The organism is Acinetobacter sp. TSRC1-2, from assembly GCF_049895885.1.
Taxonomy (GTDB): Bacteria; Pseudomonadota; Gammaproteobacteria; order Pseudomonadales; family Moraxellaceae; genus Acinetobacter.
The window spans coordinates 179,450-199,339 of sequence record NZ_JAFCTF010000001.1; the positions used below are offsets into that span (position 1 = coordinate 179,450).

The following is a 19,890-nucleotide window of genomic DNA, read 5'->3' on the forward strand; positions in this document are numbered from 1 at the left end:
TCATTTTGTGCCCTTTAACTGTCCTTTTTACTCATGCATCCTCGTGGAAAATTAATGATGAGTCACCTATCAATAAATCCCTTTGATTACATTGGAATAGCATAAGTTTAAAGTTAGACCTATTTCATAAATATTTCACTTTCCTTATTTTTATCCCTATGGGAAAAATTAAATGGGTAAAGAAAGAACTCTACAGTCTTGAAAATAATAAATTTTGCTTAATCAATCAGGATTTGGTTTAGTTTAAGCCCCCATTCGATTTAATCAAGCCTGAGCTATTTGAGAAATTTTTAATAATAAAAAACGCCCTTGGAAGCCAAGAGCGTTTTTTTGAACGTAATTCAGGAATTAGATTTTAGAAACCAATTCAGGAATTACAGCGTTCAAATCACCCACTAACCAGTAATCCGCTACTGCGTTGATTGGTGCTTCTTCATCCTTGTTGATCGCAACGATCACTTTAGAATCTTTCATCCCTGCCAAATGCTGGATCGCACCGGAAATACCGACAGCAATGTACAGGTCAGGCGCAACGATTTTACCCGTTTGACCCACTTGCATGTCGTTAGGAACAAAGCCTGCGTCCACTGCAGCACGTGAAGCACCTTGAGCAGCACCGAGCTTGTCCGCCAACGGATCAAGGATTTTGTGATAGTTTTCACCTGAACCCACACCACGACCACCCGACACCACAATACGGGCAGCGGTTAATTCTGGACGTTCAGATTTAACAATCTCTTCAGAAATAAACGTAGAGATGCCAGCATCCTGAACGTCGCTGACCGCTTCAACTGCTGCAGAACCACCTGTGGTCGCAACAGGATCAAATGCAGTACCACGAACTGTGGCAACCACAACAGATTCCGAAGATTCAACCGTTGCAATGGCGTTACCGGCATAGATTGGACGTTTGAAAGTCGTTGGGCTTTCAACAGCAATGATATCCGTGATCATGCTGACGTCTAACAATGCAGCCGCACGTGGCAGTACGTTTTTACCATTCGAGGTAGAGGCAGCCAGGATATGGCTATAACCTTTGCCTAACTCGGCAACAAGTTTCGCTACGTTTTCAGCCAACTGGTGTGCATAAGCCGCGTTGTCAGCAAGTAAAACCTTGCTTACACCTGCAACTTGAGCCGCCTGGTCAGCAACGGCCTGAGCGCCAGAACCCGCAACCAATACAGTGATATCACCACCGATTTTTTGAGCTGCAGCAACAACGTTTAAAGTTGCACCGTTTAGTGCTTTATTGTCGTGCTCAGCGATAACTAAAATACTCATGATATTATCCTTCTGTATTAGATCACTTTCGCTTCGTTTTTAAGTTTTTCAACAAGCTCGTCCACAGATTTCACTTGTACGCCAGCTTTACGCTCTGCTGGTGGTTCAACTTTCACTGTTTTAAGTTTAGTTGTCGCTGAAACGCCATAATCCGCAGGAGACTTCACATCAAGCGGTTTTTTACGCGCTTTCATGATGTTTGGAAGGGCCGCATAACGTGGCTCGTTCAAACGCAAATCCGTGGTGATAATGGCAGGCAGGTTCAATTCAACCGTTTGTAAACCGCCGTCCACTTCACGCGTAACTTGAACTTTATCGCCAGCAACATTCACGACAGAAGCAAATGTACCTTGACCGGCACCCAGTAAAGCACCCAGCATCTGACCGACCTGATTCGAGTCGTCATCAATGGCCTGTTTACCGAGAAGGATCAGTTCCGGTTTTTCTTGTTCTACAATGCCTTTCAAGATCTTAGCCACTTCAAGTGCACCAATCTCATCAGCAGTTTCTACCAGGATACCGCGATCCGCACCCAGCGCCATGGCAGAACGGATTTGTTCCTGTGCTTCTTTAGGACCGATAGAAACCACAACGATTTCTGAAACTGTTCCTTTTTCTTTTAAACGAACCGCTTCTTCCACTGCGATTTCACAGAATGGGTTGATCGACATTTTAACGTTAGTCAGGTCTACCCCACTATTGTCCGGTTTAACGCGAACTTTAACGTTGGCATCAACCACACGTTTTACAGCAACAAGAGCCTTCATGTAATCCTCGGCTGTTTCAGCAAAAGTAAATGTTGAGAAAAGTTATAATAACTCTTCACTTAAAATTTTTAGGTGCCCTATCTTGCAATGCGTATGGCATTTCGGTCAAGTCACAATTATCGAAAGAGCTGTAAAAATGCGTAAAATTACTTGAACTAGGCGTTCATATTTTTTTGAAGTATTTTTATTAAGATGAATTATCTCACTATTTATTTATTTTTAACCATTGATTCTTATTATGTTTTTATCTGATCAATATCATCAGAAGTTCTGATTTAATCCTCGTTTTCGATTACTTTGTAGCTGCAGGAGCTGCACTTTCGTGCACACCTGACCAAATTGTGAACTGTCATTTAAGACAGACAGGAAGCTTTCTCCTCCTATCCCTGTAGCAAAAACGTTCATTTTTTAGAATAAACTTGTAATAAATTACTTTTAATTTACAAATTCGCTGCTACTTAAAAAGCATGCCATCGTGACATGCTTTTTATAAGCTGTTAATTAATGCTTAACCAGGTTGCCGCAAGCATTAATAAACCGCCGGAACTACCATCAATCCATTTTTGTTTACGTTCATCAATCTGGGTCTTTTGGGTAATTTTGGCAAAAATTACGCTTAAACTGCAGTACACGACAAAAATTAATCCAATAAAAATAAACGATAGAATCAAACCTTGAGTCACCGTGTCACCGCTTTTATTAATAAACTGCGGTAAAATCGCAAAGTAAATCAACATGCCTTTTGGATTCAGCAAAGCGGTAAAAAAACCTTTTTGAATCGGTTTCGATGTGCTTTTGTTTTCAATCGCCAATTTTTTATTGCTAAAAACCGACTTGATTAAACCAAAGGCCAAAAATAAGAGATAAGCAATTCCGAGCCAGCGAATGGTTTCAAATAACACCGGAAAGGAAACAATAATGGCTGCAATGCCGAGCGCCACCAAAATAGAATGCACCAAATATCCCAGGCAAACCCCGACCGTTGCCATCATGCCTGCTTTTGCATCTTTTCCCATCACTTGTGACAAGATAAATAACATATCTGGTCCAGGTGTAAAAATAAGCGGGATAACCGTTAAGGCGAACAGTGCAAATACAGACATTTCCTTTTTCCCTTGGTACATGAGAAAGTGAAAATTAGTATCGAATAAATACCACAAAATAGGATTTCAATTTATTCTATAATTTTAATTATTTTTCGAATTATATTCTGATTTATGAAATTATCTTCCAAATCTATTTCAGTAAAGCTCGATCGTACCGATAAAAATATCATTCGTGCACTGCAAAATAATGGTCGTATGCAAAATAACGATCTTGCCCGTGAAATTGGGCTGTCACCTTCTTCGTGTTTACGTCGGGTGAAATTGCTCGAAGAAGCCGGAGTAATTCAGAACTACACCACGGTGGTTGATCCGCAAAAAATTGGCTTGCAACTGATTTTGTTTTCGCGTATCTGGCTGGTGGGTCAGGATGCTGAAACCATTGACTGCTTTATTGAGGCAATGAAAGAACTGCCTCAAGTGATGGAGTGTTATATTATTTTAGGAGAATGTGATGCCATGCTAAAAGTGGTGGTACCCGACCTGGAAAGTTACCGCAAATTTCAGTCCACGCATTTAACCAAGAAAAATGGCATTACCAGTGTCAAAACTGATTTACCCAGTCAAATTATTAAACAGAGTTTCCAACTTCCACTGGATGATCTTTAAGACAGTATGATGAGTGTACAGCTTGCGACATCGCGTTTAATTTCAAGATCATGGAAAGACTCTAATTCCAAGCCGTTTTATCTACTGAACTCTAACACTGAAGTGATGCGTTATTTTCCCCATTGTTTAACTCGGGAACAAAGTGATGCTCTAGCGCATAAATTTCAAAGGATTATCGAAACTCAAGGTTGGGGATTCGGTGCGGTCGAGTTGAAACAAGGTGGGGGATTTTATTGGCTTCACAGGATTACATGCTCAGCCCAGTCAATTTACATTTTCGCCCTGTATCAAAATCGCTTGGCGACTTGAGCAGAAATATTGGGGCAATGGTTTTGCGACCAAAGCTGCGACTGCTTGTTTAAAATTTGTTTTTGATTGACAAGCTAAACCAAGTGGTTACATTCACTGCAGTACAAACCACCAACTCCCAAACCGTTATGTAACGCTTAAGCATGCAACTTAAAAACGACTTTAATTATCCGACTTCAGATAACAGTAGTCTTGCAAAGACATGTGCTTTGTCAAATAAATGCCGTTCAATTTAGGCGAACCAAAACAGCCAATTAAACATGATAATGTTGTAAAAAATCACGGTGAATATGGCTTAAATCGATCAGATCGTATTCCTGAAGATTAAATATTTGCCACACCTCTAAAAAGTCCTGTTTTAAGTCCACATCCACTGTAGCAATCGGCCGCTCTTGCCACTGCAAGTCTGAAATCCAGATATAGCCTTGTTGCGTTTCTGTATTGACAGCCTGTACCTTACCTTCTGCATTGATACCTTGGACGTGAGTGTTTTCTGGCAAAGATGGCTCAATAGTGGGCAAACTTATTTCAACAAAATGCTTCACCTGACGCAGACCATAGCCTGCAAAAATCTCTTTTTGCTCGGTACTCAATCGATCATACTTTTCTTGAATATCTGAAATCATTGTTTTTCCTATCATTTTCGACTTCCAAACTTTGTGCAACATCCACTAAAATAATAAATAATTTCATCACTTTGCATTATTCATGCCATCTGGTTCGTGTTTATACTTGATTTTTATACCTGATAAATTGGCTTTTTATTATTCTACAATAGTTTAAAACGCCCGTAATATTCCGCAATACTACCTATAGATATATTTAAGTTTCATTAATTTATATTCTGTGACTTAAAAAATCCAGAATGAGGTTAAGACAAAAATTAGATCGCTTTAAATATTGACTACGATTTTTTGAGTTGCGCACGCGGATGTGCCTGATCATAAACTTGCGCCAAATGGTCAAAATCAACATGAGTATAGATTTGCGTGGTTGTTAAATTGCTATGCCCTAACATTTCTTGAACCGCGCGCAAATCTCGGCTATTTGACAACATATGACTGGCAAAACAATGACGCAGTAAATGCGGATGCAAATCGACATTTACTCCGGCACGCTGCGCCTGTAATTTAACCCGATTTTCAATTTGTCTTGCGCCCAGCGGGTTGCCTTTTTGAGTAATAAACACATTCGCGTCAGGGACAAAGTCGCCATTCCATAAAGGATAAATTTTCAGCCACAACATCACCGCATCTTTGGCTTTAGAACCAAAAGGCACCACACGGGTTTTATTGCCTTTACCGGTGATGCGTAATAACTGCCGATTAAAATCGATATCTTTAATGCGTAAGCCTTGTACTTCAGCCAGTCGCAGACCACTAGAATACAGCAATTCCAAGATCGCTTTATCGCGTAACCACATTTGTTGTTCGACTGGTTTTTCAGGTTTGGATTGATCTAAAATTTGATTGATGGTTTCAATATCCACCATACCCGGTAGCGGTCTAGGCAAACGTTTCAACTGAAAATCATCGGCAGGATTAAAAGCCAGATATTGCCCTTGCTCGGCCCATTTCATGAATTGCCGAATAGAAGATAAAAGACGTTGCAAACTGCTGGAACTCAGTTGCTGCTGTTCAACTTTTTGGGCCAAGTATTCACGCAGATCGGTCGATTCAACATCTGCCAGATTGAGTTTTTTGGTTTCACAAAAATTTAAAAAATCCGAAACATCACGTTCATAAGCCTGCAAAGTATGTTTGGACTGATTTTGAATTTGTCTTTCTTTTAGCCACATCAGCAATAAATCAGCAGGAGAACGTATCTGCATCTCTGGATCAATCACGTTTTTTCTCACTGTATTTAATCGGTGCTCTTAACGACAATTATAGAATTTATGCTTAAACCGCTTTTAGATTTAATCATCAAGCACATCATAGGATATGCCCTTTCATTTTGATTCTAGCGGTTTCATAGCTCTTTACACAATGAATGATTTCTCAGATAAAAAAGCACCATCATGCTGACAGTGCTTTTTGAGTCAAATCATGGGTTTTATTGTTGGTAAAAACTTAAATCAATACGGCCTTCATAGACATTTGCAGTTGGACCGGTCATCCAGACCACATCGTCCTCTTTCCATTCAATTTGCAACTTGCCGCCGGCAAGTTCAATTTCTACCGTATTAGCAAGCAAGCCACGGCGCATGCCTGAAATAGCAGCTGCACAAGCACCTGTACCACACGCCAGTGTTTCGCCTACACCACGTTCAAACACACGTAAACGCGCATGATTTTGATCAATGATTTGCATAAAACCGGCATTGACGCGTTGCGGAAACCGCTCATGTGCTTCAATTTGAGGTCCCATGCCAGCAACATCAGCCGTAAGCACATCCGGAACAATGGTCACTGCATGCGGATTCCCCATGTTCACCACATCAATGATAATACTCTCATCATTGGCTAAGGCTAAACTGTACAAGTTTTCAGGCTCATCAGCAAGGAATGGAATCTGGTTCGGCAAGAATTTTGGATAACCCATATTCACTCGAACCCAGCCATTCTGACCCAGTTCAGGCTCAACTATCCCGGCTTTGGTTTGCACTTTAATTTTAGTCTTTGTGGTCAACTGACGTTCATGCACAAAACGTGCAAAACAGCGAACACCATTACCGCATTGCTCGACTTCAGAACCATCCGCATTAAAGATACGATATTTGAAATCGACATTGGGTAAATCGGGGGGTTCCACAATGAGCAGCTGATCAAAACCAATCCCAAAATGACGGTCTGCCAATCGCTGAATGGTCATGGTATCCAAGTAAGCGCGCTGGCTGATGAGATCAACCACCATAAAGTCATTGCCCAGACCATGCATTTTAGTAAATTCTAAAAACATCTTGCATTACTCCTTAAGGCAATAAACGTTCTTTATCCCATAATGACTCAATGCTTTCACGCTCACGAATTAAATGGGCCTGATCACCATCAACCATCACTTCAGCAGCACGACCACGACTATTGTAGTTCGAGCTCATTACAAAACCGTATGCACCTGCACCCAATACCGCAAGCACATCATTTTCTTGAAGGGCAAGTTTGCGCTCTTTACCCAAAAAGTCACCGGTTTCACAAATTGCACCGACCACATCCCACTCTTTTGCTTCAACGTCAAAACGTGGAGTTACTTCCTGAATATCCATCCATGCTTCGTACAAAGCAGGACGAATCAGGTCATTCATTGCCGCATCAATAATGGCAAAATTACGATGATTGGTCGGTTTCAACAAATCAACTTTAGTCAGCAACACCCCTGCATTGGCAGAAATACTACGTCCCGGCTCCATATAGACTTTTAAACCGAGTTTTTCTAAAGCCGGTTTCAGCGCATTGGCATACTCGACAACGGTTGGCGGAACTTCATCTCTATAAGTCACACCCAAACCACCACCGATGTCGATGTGTTTTAGATGGATACCGAGTTCTTTTAGTTTTTCAATCATCATGATCACGCGGTCAAGCGCATCCACGAAAGGTTGCGTTTCGGTCAATTGCGAACCGATATGACAGTCGATACCGACGACGTCCAGATTTGGCAAAGATGCTGCATATTGATAGGTTTCAAATACGCTGTCCGACGGAATACCGAATTTATTTTCTTTTAAACCCGTCGAAATATAGGGATGGGTTTTGGCATCGACATCTGGATTGACCCGTAAAGAAATCGGGGCTTTTTTACCCAGTTCAGCCGCCACTTTTTGAATGCGATCCAGTTCGGCATAGGATTCAACGTTAAAGCAGGAAATACCGACTTCCAACGCTTTTTTAATGTCCGCTTCTGATTTACCTAAACCGGAAAACACAATTTTAGCTGCATCCCCACCCGCTTTCAGCACACGAGCCAGCTCACCGCCAGTGACAATATCAAAACCTGCACCCAGCTTCGCCAGTACATTCAATACCGCAATATTAGAGTTCGACTTTACCGCAAAACAAATTTGATGATCGATAAAGCTAAATGCACGATCCATATCGAGGTAATGCTTTTCAAAAGTGGCTTTTGAATAAACATAAAGTGGCGTGCCAAATTGCTGCGCAAGTTGTTGCAACGAACATTGCTCTGCGTGCAGAACCCCATTAATGCGGGTAAAACTCATGAACCTATCCTTTCGATGACGCGTTTAGATATTGAAAATTAATTCGTTTCAGCAGATGAAGCAGGAAGCTCTTGTACCGGAGATGCTTCCTCCTTAGGCGAAGATTGCTGTTTTGAATCGACATTGGGATATAACAAATATTTCGAACGCTTGTCGTAATTCTGATCATTCGGCAACTGTAAAGCTCCGGATTGACCACAACCGACCAAGGCAAAACCTGTTGCCAATAAACTGATGTAGCAAATGACAAGACGCATCTGACCACCTATCCTATGTTTTCGAAGAAGTATAACTCGATCACCGCCGTGACCAAAGGGCTAAACGCTAGAGATTATCGCTAGTTAAAAAAAAACGCCAGTTTCAAACTGGCGTTTTCACAAACAAAAGGCTTATTTATGTTTCGGTTTGTAGAAACCAAAGTAACCAATAATCAAAATAATGAACCAGATTGGACTCACCATCAGCGCTTTCATGGTATCTGCTTCCAAAGACAAGACATAAATCATGCCAATAAAGAAGATGATCACCACCCAACAGGTAAATAATCCACCCGGTAATTTAAAGGTTGATTTGGCATGCAGTTCTGGACGGGTTTTATAATAAACAATATAACTCCAGATAATCATCAACCATACACAGATGAACAAAATCGTGGAAAGCGTGGTTGCCAGAGTAAAGGCTTCAACGGTATTCGGTACAAAGTACTGAAGTGCAGCACCAAGTAATAAACAGATCGCAGAGAAATATAATGCATTTGCAGGAACAGCACGCTTATTTAAATGACCAAATGCTTTTGGACCTTGTTCTTCACGTGAAAGACCGAACAACATACGGCTCGTCGAGAACACTCCACTGTTCATGGAGGACATGACTGAAGATAGCACCACCAGATTCATGATAATCGCTGCTGCTGCAATACCGGCTTGGCTAAACAGGTTTACAAACGGACTAATCGTTGGATCAATTTTATTCCATGGCGTGACCGACATTACAATCACCAATGCCAATACGTAGAAAATGATGATACGAATCGGAATCGAGTTGACCGCTTTAGGCAAGTTGCGCTCTGGATCTTTGGTTTCAGCTGCAGTTGTACCGACCAGCTCTACACCTACAAAGGCGAAGATCGCAATCTGGAAGCCTGCCAGAAAGCCGGTTACTCCAGTTGGGAATATTCCGTCATGTGACCAGAGATGGGTAAATGAAGCCACCTCACCTGCGGTAGAGGTAAATCCGGTAAAGATCATCCATAAACCGGCAGCAATCAGCACCACAATGGCAATAATCTTGATTAAGGCAAACCAGAACTCTAATTCACCAAATAATCTTACCGTGACCAGGTTCAAACCCATAATAAAGACAATGGCCGCAACACTGATCATGACCCCTTCGCCAGGCGTAAACGGCAGCCCTCCGTTAAAGAATTGCAGGTAATAAATAATCGCGGATAAATCAGCGATACCGATGGTGATCCAGCACAGCCAATAGGTCCAGCCGACAAAATAACCTGCCCAAGGACCGATTAAATCTGTCGCAAAATCAATAAAAGACTTGTATTGCAGGTTAGACAGTAACAATTCGCCAAGCGCACGCATGACCAAAAAAACCATAAAACCAATAATCATATAAATGATCAGAATTGAAGGTCCGGCCAGGCTAATGGTTTTACCCGAGCCCATGAATAAGCCTGTACCAATTGCTCCGCCAATCGCAATAAGTTGCAAATGCCGATTCGACAGACTTCGTTGAAGTTCACCATCTGCAGCAGATGAACTATGGTTTTCATTTGACATTGTTATTTTCGTCTCTCAAATTTCGTGTGATAAAAGTAGCTCAAATCAAAAAAAATAAATAAAGTTTTTGAGCGATTATTTAATATTTTTCAAACTTAAGTGTGTTTCTGTCGATTTTTCATTCAAATTCAATCCCTTTTGTGTTCCTCAGTTCATTTCCCTTAAATTTAGCAGTTTACGTGCCAAGATAAAGATTGGCGAAATTTTATGCAAAAAATTGTATTTCTATACGGCTATTGCTACATTTCTCCTCAATCTTCTTATTTATATAGATAATACTTCAATGAGCAAAGTCAAAACTGTGTACCGTTGCGAACAATGTGGAACTGACCACCCTAAATGGGCGGGTCAATGTACAGATTGCGGCGAATGGAATAGTCTGACTGAAGTCCGCGTTGAGCCAACCGTGACCCATCGTGCACAACCGAAAATAGGTGGATATGCAGGTCAAGCGGCGACTATTACTACTTTAAATAAAGTTTCCGTTTCACATGAATCACGCTTAGCGACTGGGATTAGTGAATTTGACCGTGTTCTGGGGGGTGGCTTGGTGACGGGTTCTGTGGTGCTGATTGGCGGTGATCCGGGAATTGGTAAATCCACGATTCTTTTACAAACCGCCACTCATATGGCATCTGCAAAAAGTTCTGCACTTTATGTCACTGGTGAGGAATCACTTTCGCAAGTAGCATTACGTGCCCACCGCTTAGAGTTACCCACCGAGCATCTTCAAGTCATGGCGGAAACCTGTGTGGAGCGGATTTGTGAAGTTTTGGCGCAAGTGCGTCCTGCCGTTGCCATTCTGGATTCGATTCAAACGCTTTACACTGAAACCCTGCAATCTGCACCGGGCGGTGTTTCCCAAATTCGTGAATCTGCCGCATTACTGACCCGTTTTGCTAAAAATAGTGGCACCTCATTATTTCTTGTGGGGCATGTAACCAAAGAAGGTGCTTTAGCGGGTCCACGGGTTTTAGAGCACATGGTCGATTGCGTTTTGTATTTTGAAGGCCAGTCTGACTCACGTTATCGCATGATTCGTGCGGTGAAAAACCGTTTTGGTGCAGTCAATGAGTTGGGCGTGTTCGGCATGACCGATAAAGGCTTGCGTGAAGTTTCCAATCCATCTGCTATTTTCTTAAGTCGTTATGATGAAGCCATTCCTGGTTCGATTGTCATGATTAGCCGTGAAGGTACGCGCCCACTCCTGGTTGAAGTGCAAGCTTTAGTGGATGATGCACATGGTCAGCCACGCCGAGTCGCGCTGGGTTTGGAACAAAACCGACTGAATATGTTGCTTGCAGTGATGCATCGTCATGGTGGCGTACAAACTGCTGGGCAAGATGTCTATGTGAATGTGGTTGGTGGTTTAAAAATTACCGAAACTGGTTCTGACTTGGCGGTTTTACTGGCTTGTGCTTCAAGCTTGCGTGGTAAAGCATTACCTCAGCAGCTGGCGGTGTTTGGTGAAGTTGGACTATCGGGTGAAATTCGCCCGGTGCCGAATGGTCAGGAACGTCTAAAAGAAGCCGTTAAGCATGGTTTTAAATATATTATTTTGCCAAGAGGCAATGCGCCACAAAAACCGATTCCAAATGTGCAGATCATTTCTGTAGCACGCTTACACGAAGCATTAAGCGAAGCCATGAGCTTAAGTGAAGAATTGGCTTAAGCTTGAACATATGAAAGATTATGTAAAAAAAACACCATTTTGATGTTGAAATTCGGTGCAAATGACTGCATAACTATAGGGCTATAATTTATTTTTTTATTTAGGAAAAATTCGATGGAAGTTCGACAGCGTGGTTTGATGGCAGGTCTTTTAATGGCCGCTTTGGTAGTTGCACCAATGGCTGAAGCAAAACGTGCAGGTGGTGGTAAAAGCCACGGCATGAGTCGTTCTGCTGCTCCAAGCCAATCTTACCAACAACCGCGTCAAGTTACTCCTGCCCCACAACCGACTACCGCGCCTGCTCAAAAATCAGGTTCTGGCGTAGGTAAAATGGTTGCTGCTGGTGTTGCTGGTGCTGCGATTGGTGCAGTTGCAGCAAATGCAATGGCAGATGATAAACCTGCTGCAAGTGGTGCTGAGGCTACAGCACAACAGCAGGAAGAAAAAGGCGGACTTCCAAGCTGGATCTGGATTCTTCTAGCAGCTGCAGTCGCATTCTTCTTGTTCCGTAAATTCGGAGCAAAAAAAAAACTAGCCGCTAACAATCCTTATGCACCAAACAATGCTGGAAATACAGCACCGTTTGGTCAACAAAATGCGGCGCCACGTACATCAAATGACAACAGCAATATTTTTGGTCAGTCAGTAGGTGGTTCTGCAGGTGCAGCAACTCAAGCTCCATTTGGTAATGCCTCAACCAGCAATGGTAATCAATTGCTAGATGGTACTGAACCTGCTGCATTCTTGCGTGTTGCTCGTCAGCGTTTCAACCATATTCAGTCAATGAATACAGCAAGTAACATTGCTGAAATTCAACGCTATTTAACGCCTGATCTTTATCAGTCTATGTATAACGACATTATGGCGAACCAAGACCAGGATGTTGCTGAATTCTCAAACCTGAATGCCATGGTTACAGATTCTTCAACTGAAAATAGTCAGTATGTGGTAAGCGTTCGTTTCACGGGTACTGTAAGCGAAGAGTTAAACAGCTTACCGCAGCCTTTTGCAGAAGTTTGGCATTTCACCAAGCCTGCAGGTTCTAACCAGGACTGGTTGGTTGCCGGTATTCAACAAGAGGCTTAAGGTCTTTTGAGCTAAAAACAGCGACTTCGGTCGCTGTTTTTTTATGATGATTCTTAAATTTAATCATGTTTTTAATTTTCTCCTCCCCCTCGTATTTAAATCATGCCATTGAAGTAATAAATTCAATACCTCAGCTATTTTAAAATTTATCTCCACTGGTTTTATTCTTCTCTTTAGAACTCAAACTTAAAATTGATGTATTGCTCACTAGATTCGTTGAAAAGCAGTAATTAAAAAATCGGATAACATCTTTAATATTAGAAAAATTTTAATTTAAACAAATAACTAGTTTGCTATCAGAAAATCATTTTTTTCGCTTAAATTTTCAAATTTTAGATTTGTCAATATTTTAAATACAAACAATAATTGTTATCATTTTCATTATTATACCCTCTAATCCAAATTTATTTACTTTCTAATGATGAAAAGCTCTCAAATGGATCCGCTGACTACGCCAGTCGCTATATCTTCGTCCCCTGCAAAAGTAAAAAATAAATCATCTCTACTGGCTTATCGCTGCATGATTGTGTATCGCTTTGCACTGGCGCTATTGGGAGGTTACGTCCTTGCTGCCTTGTCTGCCATAGTGATTGCGCAATATTTTATGGAGTACGGTACGAGTGCCGCCATGTCTGCCACACTGTTGGCTTTTACTATACATACCGCTGCATTCATCTGGATATTTATGGTCAATAAAACCCTGAATGCAAGTCTGGGGATTATTCTTCCCGGCATCTTGTTGTTTGTTATTTATAAATTTTTAGGAAACTGACATGCGAGTCGATGCCAAAGTAGAAGGTCCGCGCCAGTCCATGTCATGGTTACATACCTGGGCCAGTTTGATTTTAGGCTGGTTGCTGTATGCCATTTTCCTGACCGGAACTTTAAGTTTTTTCCAGAATGAAATAACCACCTGGATGAAACCTGAATTACACCAATCTGTTCCACCCGCATCGCAGATTCAGCAAACCCAAGTGGCACTCAATTATCTACAAAAAAACCATCCTGATGCAGGCAGTTGGAGTATTCAATTACCTAACTCGCGTCAAAACACCACGGTATTGAATATTCGTAAAATTGGTGAAGATCCGCGTGCACGTCGTGGTGGCGAACGGATTACTTTAGATAGTGCAACAGGTGAAGTGCTGGAAGCACGCGAAACTAGAGGCGGCAGTTTTCTCTATCGTTTCCATTTTGAATTGTATGGCTTGCCTCGTATCTGGGCACGCTGGATTGTCGGTATTGCCACGTTGTTGTTGATGGTCGCGATTGTCAGTGGTGTGATTACCCATAAAAAAATCTTTAAAGATTTTTTTACCTTCCGCTCAGGTAAAGGGCAACGTTCATGGTTAGATGCGCACAATGCCACAGCAGTATTTGCACTCCCCTTTCACATCATGATCACTTTCAGTGGTCTTTTATTGCTGTTGTTTACGCTGATGCCTTGGGGAGTCAACCAGATTTATGAGAATCGTGGTCAGTTCCTGCAAGAACAGCGTAAAGCCCTGATTCAAGAAAACTCTGAAAATCAAGCACGGGGTGAAGGGAGTAAAAATCAAGAAACGGCTGAAAATGGTCAGCGCCAAAGTCGTGGTGAAAACCGTGAAGCTAGTCAGCGCGGTGAAATGACTACGAATCGACAAGCACTTGGTGAAGGCCGTGAAAACCGGAACAAAGCTGAAAACGGTGAACGTCAAGGTCGCGTCGAAGGTCGTTCCAGAAGATCAGAAAGTCACCCTGCTCCACTAACTGACTTGACCCCTTTACTTATACAAGCCAACAAAGAATGGAATAACAATCCGGTTTCTAGCCTCAGCATTGTTTCTCCCAATACCGATCAGGCCAAAATTGAACTCCGCGCCTTACATGCAGTCAGCGTGGCACATCGGAATGTTTATGAAACCTTGGATTTTGATGGTGTGAGCGGTAAAAATATCACTGATGAAAGTGCAAAACTGCGTAATCCTTCCATTTCAAATGGCATTTACAATGTGATGACCGTATTGCATGAAGCACGCGGTGTGGATTTGGCACTGCGTTGGTTGCTGTTCTTGTCGGGTATTGTCGGCACATTGATGATTATTACCGGTCTGGTTTTATGGTGTATAAAACGTGCACCCCAGCAGCAAAAGCAGGGTTATAAATCATTTGGCTACCGTGTGGTTGAAGTGACCAATATTGCAGCCATTATTGGTTTACCGATTGCCTGTGCAGCGTATTTCTATGCCAACCGTTTTATTCCTGCCGATATGGACATGCGCTTGAACTGGGAAATTCGTACCTTCTTTATGGTATGGGTCATTTCTTTGGTTCATGCCATGTTACGCAGTCATAAACAGGCATGGATGGAACAGCTGGTTTTTGCGACTCTCGCTTTCGCCTTATTGCCAGTACTGAATTTTATGACTGGTGGTCAAGCGATTTGGAACACAATTCACCATGGTCAATGGATGATTGCATCATTTGATTTAATGGCATGGTTACTCGCAATTTTATTCTTCTATTCGTATAAAAAAGTGAACAACCATAAAGGATTGCCCGCCAAAAAAGCAACAGTGAATGCAACTGCACAGGAGTCTGAACAATGATTGGATTTCTTGTGATTTGGTCTTTAACCAGTTTGGCTTTCTTTGCCTTAGCCAGTTCAATGTCCAAACATCAAAAGCAAATCTTTGGTCGCGAGCTTGATAAATCTAAAACACGGCTTGCCAGTATTTCTGGTTGGGGTTTGCAGCTCCTTGCTTTAGTAGTGTGTATTTACCAAGGCACTTTAAGCAGCATGATCAGTTATTGGGTGGGTGTACTCACCTTCTCCGCTTTATTTGTCGGATTGTGTTTGAGTTATTTTGAATCCAAGATCAAGAAAATCGCAATTGCAACCGCAATGATTTGGATTATCAGCACGTTCACCTGTTTAATCTAAAATTGAACAGTGTAAAAAGCCAATCTTCGGATTGGCTTTTTTGTGGCAAACATTTAGGCTATAGCAATTATGTGCTTTGGATTTTTTTAATGTCTGATCTCCCTATTTCAACCGAACTTTTTAACCGTGCGATGGCAGGCAATCGTGATGCACAATTCGAGCTTGCTGAAATTTATATGCAAAGTGAAGATGATGAACATGTTGCACTTGCCGAAGAATGGGCACTCAAAGCCGCTCAACTGGGTCATGTTGAAGCCATGTACTGGCTGGGTGAAGGTTATGCATTTTATGCAAAAGACATGCTGGAAGAAGATCCTGAAGAAGCAAAAACCTATTTTGAACATGCTTACCGCTGGTTAGAACAAGCAGCGAAACATAAACATGCAGCTGCTATTTTAGAGTTATCGAATTTTTACCGTCGCGGCGATGTAGTAGAAAAAGATGTGACCAAATCTGTTGAATTGGTCAAGCAAGCCGCTGAACTGGGTGAAGTTCAAGCCATGCGTGATTTGGCCTGCATTTATGAGCACGGTTTGGGTGTAGATGTGGATGATGAAAAAGCCGATTATTGGCATGATAAAGCTCAATCTGCTGAAGAATAACTGGATTAAAAAGCCCCTCAAATAACTAATGCTGATCAGTTAAGGGGTTTGATCATAAACTCCTTAACTTTTGGTTTATTCACAGTGGAGTCTTATCTTTTAAAATCAATTATTTGGAGTTGTTCAGTTCTTTTGTTCCTTGCGAAGCTTGGCAAGAAAAACATCTTACAAAGACTTTAAATAATTTATTTAAAGTCTTTTCATCGCAAAACTCGTCTACTACCACCGAGTAGCAAGTCTATCGCAGAAACAGTAACTTTTAATCTTGCGGTGCAATGCACCTCATACCTCAGACAGTTGCAAATGACGTATCCGCGTATCAAATAACATGATGAATTAAAAATAGAAAATGCCAGCCAATTTCTTAATTGACTGGTATTAATCAAATAATGGGCTTTTGTTTTATGCAGTTTTTAAATATTAACTCTCGATATAATCATTTACTTCGACAACAATTACTTGCTGACAAATCCCTTCCACTTTACGTTGTTGTTCAAATATAGTCGCAGGCATAGCATCAAAACTGTCAAAGAAACAGATTTCATCCGCATTTACATCATAAACAAATGAATGATTACCCACGCCTTCTAATGTGTCGTAATAGACAATCACAAATTTATTTTGATCAAACGCTTGTTGTATTTGCTCATAATTTAACGCAGGTAAAATAGATAAACCCAGTTGTTCAGCTTCCTGGTAACTGAGTTTTTCACTCTCTTGAAGACTGGGATCATGATCGGTATAAAACTGAACATTGAAACCAAACTTTTTTAGCCCTACAGCTAAGCCTATGGTGGTCGTGCCATTTGCCGAATCATACCCACATACATCTACAAGTTGCTGAATATCGGCATCGATACCTAAGTGTTGCAGCAACATCCATACCGCAAAAATTCCGCCATTTGCTTCTAGATTCGCTAATTCTTCAGGCATTTCTAAAGCCATAATTTTCATCCAAAATATGATTGTGCTGATAATAATCAATTTGCGATTGGAACAAAATCAATTTCAAAGTACAATAGCCCGCTAGTCGAGGGATGCTGCGACTTTTTCACAGGCATATAAATGTGGAATCGCTAGGCTCGACGATCCGGTCAAAGCTTCTGTTAAATACAGGTTTTGATCAAAAACGGCATCCGCGAACATAACGATCCAATCTATTTTTATCCTAGGAGATCCTGATGAACGCGGTTAATGCTTCATTTACAGATTATAAAGTTGCCGATATTTCACTTGCTGAATACGGTCGTAAAGAAATCAAACTTGCTGAAGCAGAAATGCCAGCGCTTATGGGTTTGCGTAAACGCTACTCAGCAGCAAAACCACTTGCAGGCGCGAAAATTCTCGGCTGTATCCATATGACCATTCAAACTGCAGTTTTAATTGAAACTCTGGTTGAATTGGGCGCTGAAGTTCGCTGGACTTCATGCAACATCTTCTCTACTCAAGACCATGCTGCCGCTGCAATTGCTGCGCGCGGTATTCCTGTTTTTGCCTGGAAAGGTGAAACTGAAGAAGAATACATGTGGTGTCTTGAACAGCAAATTAATGTAAACGGCAAACCTTGGGATGCCAACATGATTCTGGATGATGGCGGTGACTTGACTGCTGTTGTTCATGAAAAATACCCAGAATTGATTGCTAAAATTCACGGTGTGACTGAAGAAACCACCACGGGTGTGCAACGTCTTTATGAAATGTTACGTGACGGTACTTTGAAAATTCCTGCAATCAACGTAAACGATTCAGTTACTAAATCTAAAAACGACAACAAATACGGTTGCCGTCATTCTCTAAACGATGCAATCAAACGCGGTACTGACATGTTGATGTCTGGTCGTCGTGCGCTTGTCATCGGTTATGGAGACGTAGGTAAAGGTTCTGCGCAATCACTTCGTCAAGAAGGCATGATTGTTCGCGTAACTGAAGTCGATCCAATCTGTGCAATGCAAGCATGTATGGACGGTTATGAAGTTGTATCCCCATACAAAAATGGTGTGCAAACGGGCAAGAAAGAAGACATCAATGTTGACCTTCTTCAAAACACTGACTTGATCGTAACGACTACCGGTAATTACCACGTATGTGACGCTGCAATGTTAGATACATTAAAAGCAGGTTCAGTGGTGTGTAATATCGGTCACTTTGACACTGAAATCGATACTAACTACTTACGTGGTTACAAGTGGGTTGAAGTTAAGCCTCAAGTACATCAGGTTTATCGTTCAGAAGATGAAAACAACTATTTGATTCTTCTTTCTGAAGGTCGTTTAGTTAACCTAGGTAATGCAACGGGTCACCCATCACGTGTGATGGACGGTTCTTTTGCTAACCAGGTATTGGCTCAAATGCATTTGTTCGCTGAAAAATTTGCTGATCTTCCTGAAGAGCAAAAACAAGCTGCAATTCGTGTAGAACTTCTTCCTAAGAAATTGGATGAAGAAGTTGCTGCTGCAATGGTTGCTGGTTTCGGTGGTGTATTGACTACATTAACTCAAGAACAAGCTGACTACCTTGGCGTACAAGTTGAAGGTCCATTCAAATCTGAGACTTATAAATACTAAGTTTTGACCTCTCTTAACCTCTCCTAAAAGGAGAGGAACTTTCTCAATTTAATTCGAATTGAGGTCCTCCTTCTCCCTGAGCTAACTTTAAGCACTGCTTTAAAGTGAAGCGCAAGAGAAGGTCGGGATGAGGGCAATAAAAAACAAAAGTATTTATAAAAAAGGATTTGAAAAATGACCAAACGTGTCCCAATTTCGTTTGAATTTTTTCCGACCAAAACTGATGTCGGTGCGGAAAAACTTCGTGTTGTTCATAAAGAATTACAACTGTTAAATCCTGAATTCTTTTCAGTGACTTATGGTGCTGGTGGTTCTACTCGTGAACGCACACTCGCTGCAATCAATGACTTCAATGGCAAAGGCACTCCCGTGGCCCCTCACCTGTCTTGTATTGGTGATGACAAAGCCCGTATTGCAGAATTGCTTGATTTATACAAATCACAAGGCATCAATCGTATTGTTGCGCTTCGTGGTGACTTACCTTCTGGTCAGGTCGGCTTGGGCGAATTGCCTTATGCTCAGGATCTGGTTCGTTTTATTCGTGAACATTCAGGTAATCACTTCACCATTGAAGTCGCAGCGTATCCTGAAATGCATCCACAAGCGGACAGCTTTGACAAAGATATTCAACACTTTGTCGAAAAAGCCAATGCCGGTGCCAATGCAGCATTAACCCAGTTCTTCTTTAATCCAGATGCATACTTCTACTTTGTAGATCGTATTCAAAAAGAAGGCGTGAATATTCCAGTTGCTCCCGGCATTATGCCTATTACCAATGCAAGCAATCTAATTCGCTTCGCAGATGGGACAGGCGCTGAAATTCCGCGTTGGATTCGCAAGCAATTAGCCACCTATGGTGACGACGCTGCCAGCATTAAGGCCTTTGGTCATGAAGTTGTGGTGAAATTGTGTGAACGTTTGCTTGCAGGCGGTGCACCAAGTTTGCATTTCTATACCATGAACACGACAGATCCAACACGTCAACTCGTGCTCGATCTTGGTTTAGCTTAATTTTTAATTTG

General features: G+C 41.6%; 21 protein-coding genes. 11 read left to right on the top strand and 10 right to left on the bottom strand.

The genetic code is table 11. The features are described 5' to 3' along the window. Nucleotides 1-348 precede the first annotated feature (348 nt). The 3 genes from ACP69Y_RS00865 to ACP69Y_RS00875 all read right to left on the bottom strand — a co-directional run bounded on the left by ACP69Y_RS00865 (nt 349) and on the right by ACP69Y_RS00875 (nt 3,151). The gene (locus ACP69Y_RS00865; protein WP_425915323.1) at nt 349-1,281 is read right to left on the bottom strand and encodes an FAD-binding protein; all 933 of its coding nucleotides are present in this window, start codon (nt 1,279-1,281) and stop codon (nt 349-351) included. 17 nt (nt 1,282-1,298) lie between these two features. Then, nucleotides 1,299-2,048 (bottom strand): electron transfer flavoprotein subunit beta/FixA family protein, encoded by a 750-nt coding sequence (locus ACP69Y_RS00870; RefSeq protein WP_131214952.1) that lies wholly within the window; start codon nt 2,046-2,048, stop codon nt 1,299-1,301. A 497-nt stretch (nt 2,049-2,545) separates the two neighbouring features. Beyond that, entirely contained in the window at nt 2,546-3,151 is a 606-nt protein-coding gene (locus ACP69Y_RS00875; protein WP_425915325.1) for a LysE family translocator, read from the bottom strand. Nucleotides 3,152-3,265: 114 nt separating this feature from the next. On the opposite strand from ACP69Y_RS00875, the gene ACP69Y_RS00880 reads away from it, so the two are divergent. Genes ACP69Y_RS00880 through ACP69Y_RS00890 form a run of 3 tightly spaced genes read left to right on the top strand, consistent with a single transcriptional unit; the run spans nt 3,266 to nt 4,139 of the window. Continuing rightward, on the top strand, nt 3,266-3,760 hold the full coding sequence (locus tag ACP69Y_RS00880; RefSeq protein WP_086193624.1) for an Lrp/AsnC family transcriptional regulator: 495 nt from the start codon (nt 3,266-3,268) through the stop codon (nt 3,758-3,760). A 9-nt stretch (nt 3,761-3,769) separates the two neighbouring features. After that, nucleotides 3,770-4,069, top strand: coding sequence for a GNAT family N-acetyltransferase (locus tag ACP69Y_RS00885; protein ID WP_425916040.1), 300 nt, complete (start codon nt 3,770-3,772; stop codon nt 4,067-4,069). Next, nucleotides 4,047-4,139 (top strand): GNAT family N-acetyltransferase, encoded by a 93-nt coding sequence (locus ACP69Y_RS00890; RefSeq protein WP_425916042.1) that lies wholly within the window; start codon nt 4,047-4,049, stop codon nt 4,137-4,139. Before ACP69Y_RS00885 ends, ACP69Y_RS00890 begins: the two co-directional genes overlap by 23 nt. 184 nt (nt 4,140-4,323) lie before the next feature. Here ACP69Y_RS00890 and ACP69Y_RS00895 read toward each other — a convergent pair whose 3' ends face one another. From ACP69Y_RS00895 to ACP69Y_RS00920, 6 genes are all read right to left on the bottom strand, one after another. After that, nucleotides 4,324-4,695 carry a hypothetical protein gene (locus ACP69Y_RS00895; RefSeq protein ID WP_425915327.1) on the bottom strand — a complete coding sequence of 124 codons (372 nt, stop codon included), beginning with the start codon at nt 4,693-4,695 and terminating at the stop codon, nt 4,324-4,326. 278 nt (nt 4,696-4,973) lie between these two features. Then, nucleotides 4,974-5,867, bottom strand: coding sequence for a site-specific tyrosine recombinase/integron integrase (gene xerA / locus ACP69Y_RS00900; protein ID WP_425916044.1), 894 nt, complete (start codon nt 5,865-5,867; stop codon nt 4,974-4,976). Between the two features lie 257 nt (nt 5,868-6,124). Beyond that, the gene (gene dapF / locus ACP69Y_RS00905) at nt 6,125-6,970 is read right to left on the bottom strand and encodes a diaminopimelate epimerase (RefSeq protein WP_425915329.1); all 846 of its coding nucleotides are present in this window, start codon (nt 6,968-6,970) and stop codon (nt 6,125-6,127) included. Nucleotides 6,971-6,983: 13 nt separating this feature from the next. Then, nucleotides 6,984-8,228, bottom strand: coding sequence for a diaminopimelate decarboxylase (gene lysA, locus ACP69Y_RS00910; protein ID WP_425915331.1), 1,245 nt, complete (start codon nt 8,226-8,228; stop codon nt 6,984-6,986). A gap of 38 nt (nt 8,229-8,266) precedes the next feature. Next, on the bottom strand, nt 8,267-8,485 hold the full coding sequence (lptM, locus tag ACP69Y_RS00915; RefSeq protein ID WP_425915332.1) for an LPS translocon maturation chaperone LptM: 219 nt from the start codon (nt 8,483-8,485) through the stop codon (nt 8,267-8,269). Nucleotides 8,486-8,617: 132 nt separating this feature from the next. Then, entirely contained in the window at nt 8,618-10,021 is a 1,404-nt protein-coding gene (locus ACP69Y_RS00920) for an amino acid permease (protein WP_425915334.1), read from the bottom strand. A gap of 283 nt (nt 10,022-10,304) precedes the next feature. Between ACP69Y_RS00920 and radA the strand changes: the two genes are divergently transcribed. The 6 genes from radA (at nt 10,305) to ACP69Y_RS00950 (ending at nt 16,304) form a co-directional block, all read left to right on the top strand. Then, on the top strand, nt 10,305-11,693 hold the full coding sequence (radA, locus tag ACP69Y_RS00925) for a DNA repair protein RadA (protein WP_425915336.1): 1,389 nt from the start codon (nt 10,305-10,307) through the stop codon (nt 11,691-11,693). A 114-nt stretch (nt 11,694-11,807) separates the two neighbouring features. Next, the gene (locus ACP69Y_RS00930) at nt 11,808-12,779 is read left to right on the top strand and encodes a Tim44 domain-containing protein (RefSeq protein WP_425915338.1); all 972 of its coding nucleotides are present in this window, start codon (nt 11,808-11,810) and stop codon (nt 12,777-12,779) included. Nucleotides 12,780-13,197: 418 nt separating this feature from the next. Continuing rightward, complete coding sequence (locus tag ACP69Y_RS00935; RefSeq protein WP_425915340.1) at nt 13,198-13,551, top strand: hypothetical protein; 354 nt, start codon at nt 13,198-13,200, stop codon at nt 13,549-13,551. 1 nt (nt 13,552) lies between these two features. Beyond that, nucleotides 13,553-15,367 carry a PepSY domain-containing protein gene (locus ACP69Y_RS00940; RefSeq protein ID WP_425915341.1) on the top strand — a complete coding sequence of 605 codons (1,815 nt, stop codon included), beginning with the start codon at nt 13,553-13,555 and terminating at the stop codon, nt 15,365-15,367. After that, the gene (locus tag ACP69Y_RS00945; protein WP_425915343.1) at nt 15,364-15,702 is read left to right on the top strand and encodes a DUF3325 domain-containing protein; all 339 of its coding nucleotides are present in this window, start codon (nt 15,364-15,366) and stop codon (nt 15,700-15,702) included. Before ACP69Y_RS00940 ends, ACP69Y_RS00945 begins: the two co-directional genes overlap by 4 nt. Nucleotides 15,703-15,791: 89 nt before the next feature. Then, nucleotides 15,792-16,304, top strand: a complete 513-nt coding sequence (locus ACP69Y_RS00950) for a tetratricopeptide repeat protein (RefSeq protein ID WP_425915345.1) — start codon at nt 15,792-15,794, stop codon at nt 16,302-16,304. Between the two features lie 420 nt (nt 16,305-16,724). Here the strand turns inward: ACP69Y_RS00950 and ACP69Y_RS00955 are convergent, their stop codons facing one another. Next, on the bottom strand, nt 16,725-17,249 hold the full coding sequence (locus ACP69Y_RS00955; RefSeq protein WP_425915347.1) for a cysteine peptidase family C39 domain-containing protein: 525 nt from the start codon (nt 17,247-17,249) through the stop codon (nt 16,725-16,727). 236 nt (nt 17,250-17,485) lie between these two features. Between ACP69Y_RS00955 and ahcY the strand changes: the two genes are divergently transcribed. Both ahcY and metF read left to right on the top strand, forming a co-directional pair. Next, on the top strand, nt 17,486-18,868 hold the full coding sequence (ahcY, locus tag ACP69Y_RS00960) for an adenosylhomocysteinase (RefSeq protein ID WP_425915349.1): 1,383 nt from the start codon (nt 17,486-17,488) through the stop codon (nt 18,866-18,868). Nucleotides 18,869-19,042: 174 nt separating this feature from the next. After that, on the top strand, nt 19,043-19,879 hold the full coding sequence (gene metF / locus ACP69Y_RS00965) for a methylenetetrahydrofolate reductase [NAD(P)H] (RefSeq protein WP_425915351.1): 837 nt from the start codon (nt 19,043-19,045) through the stop codon (nt 19,877-19,879). Nucleotides 19,880-19,890: the final 11 nt, after the last annotated feature.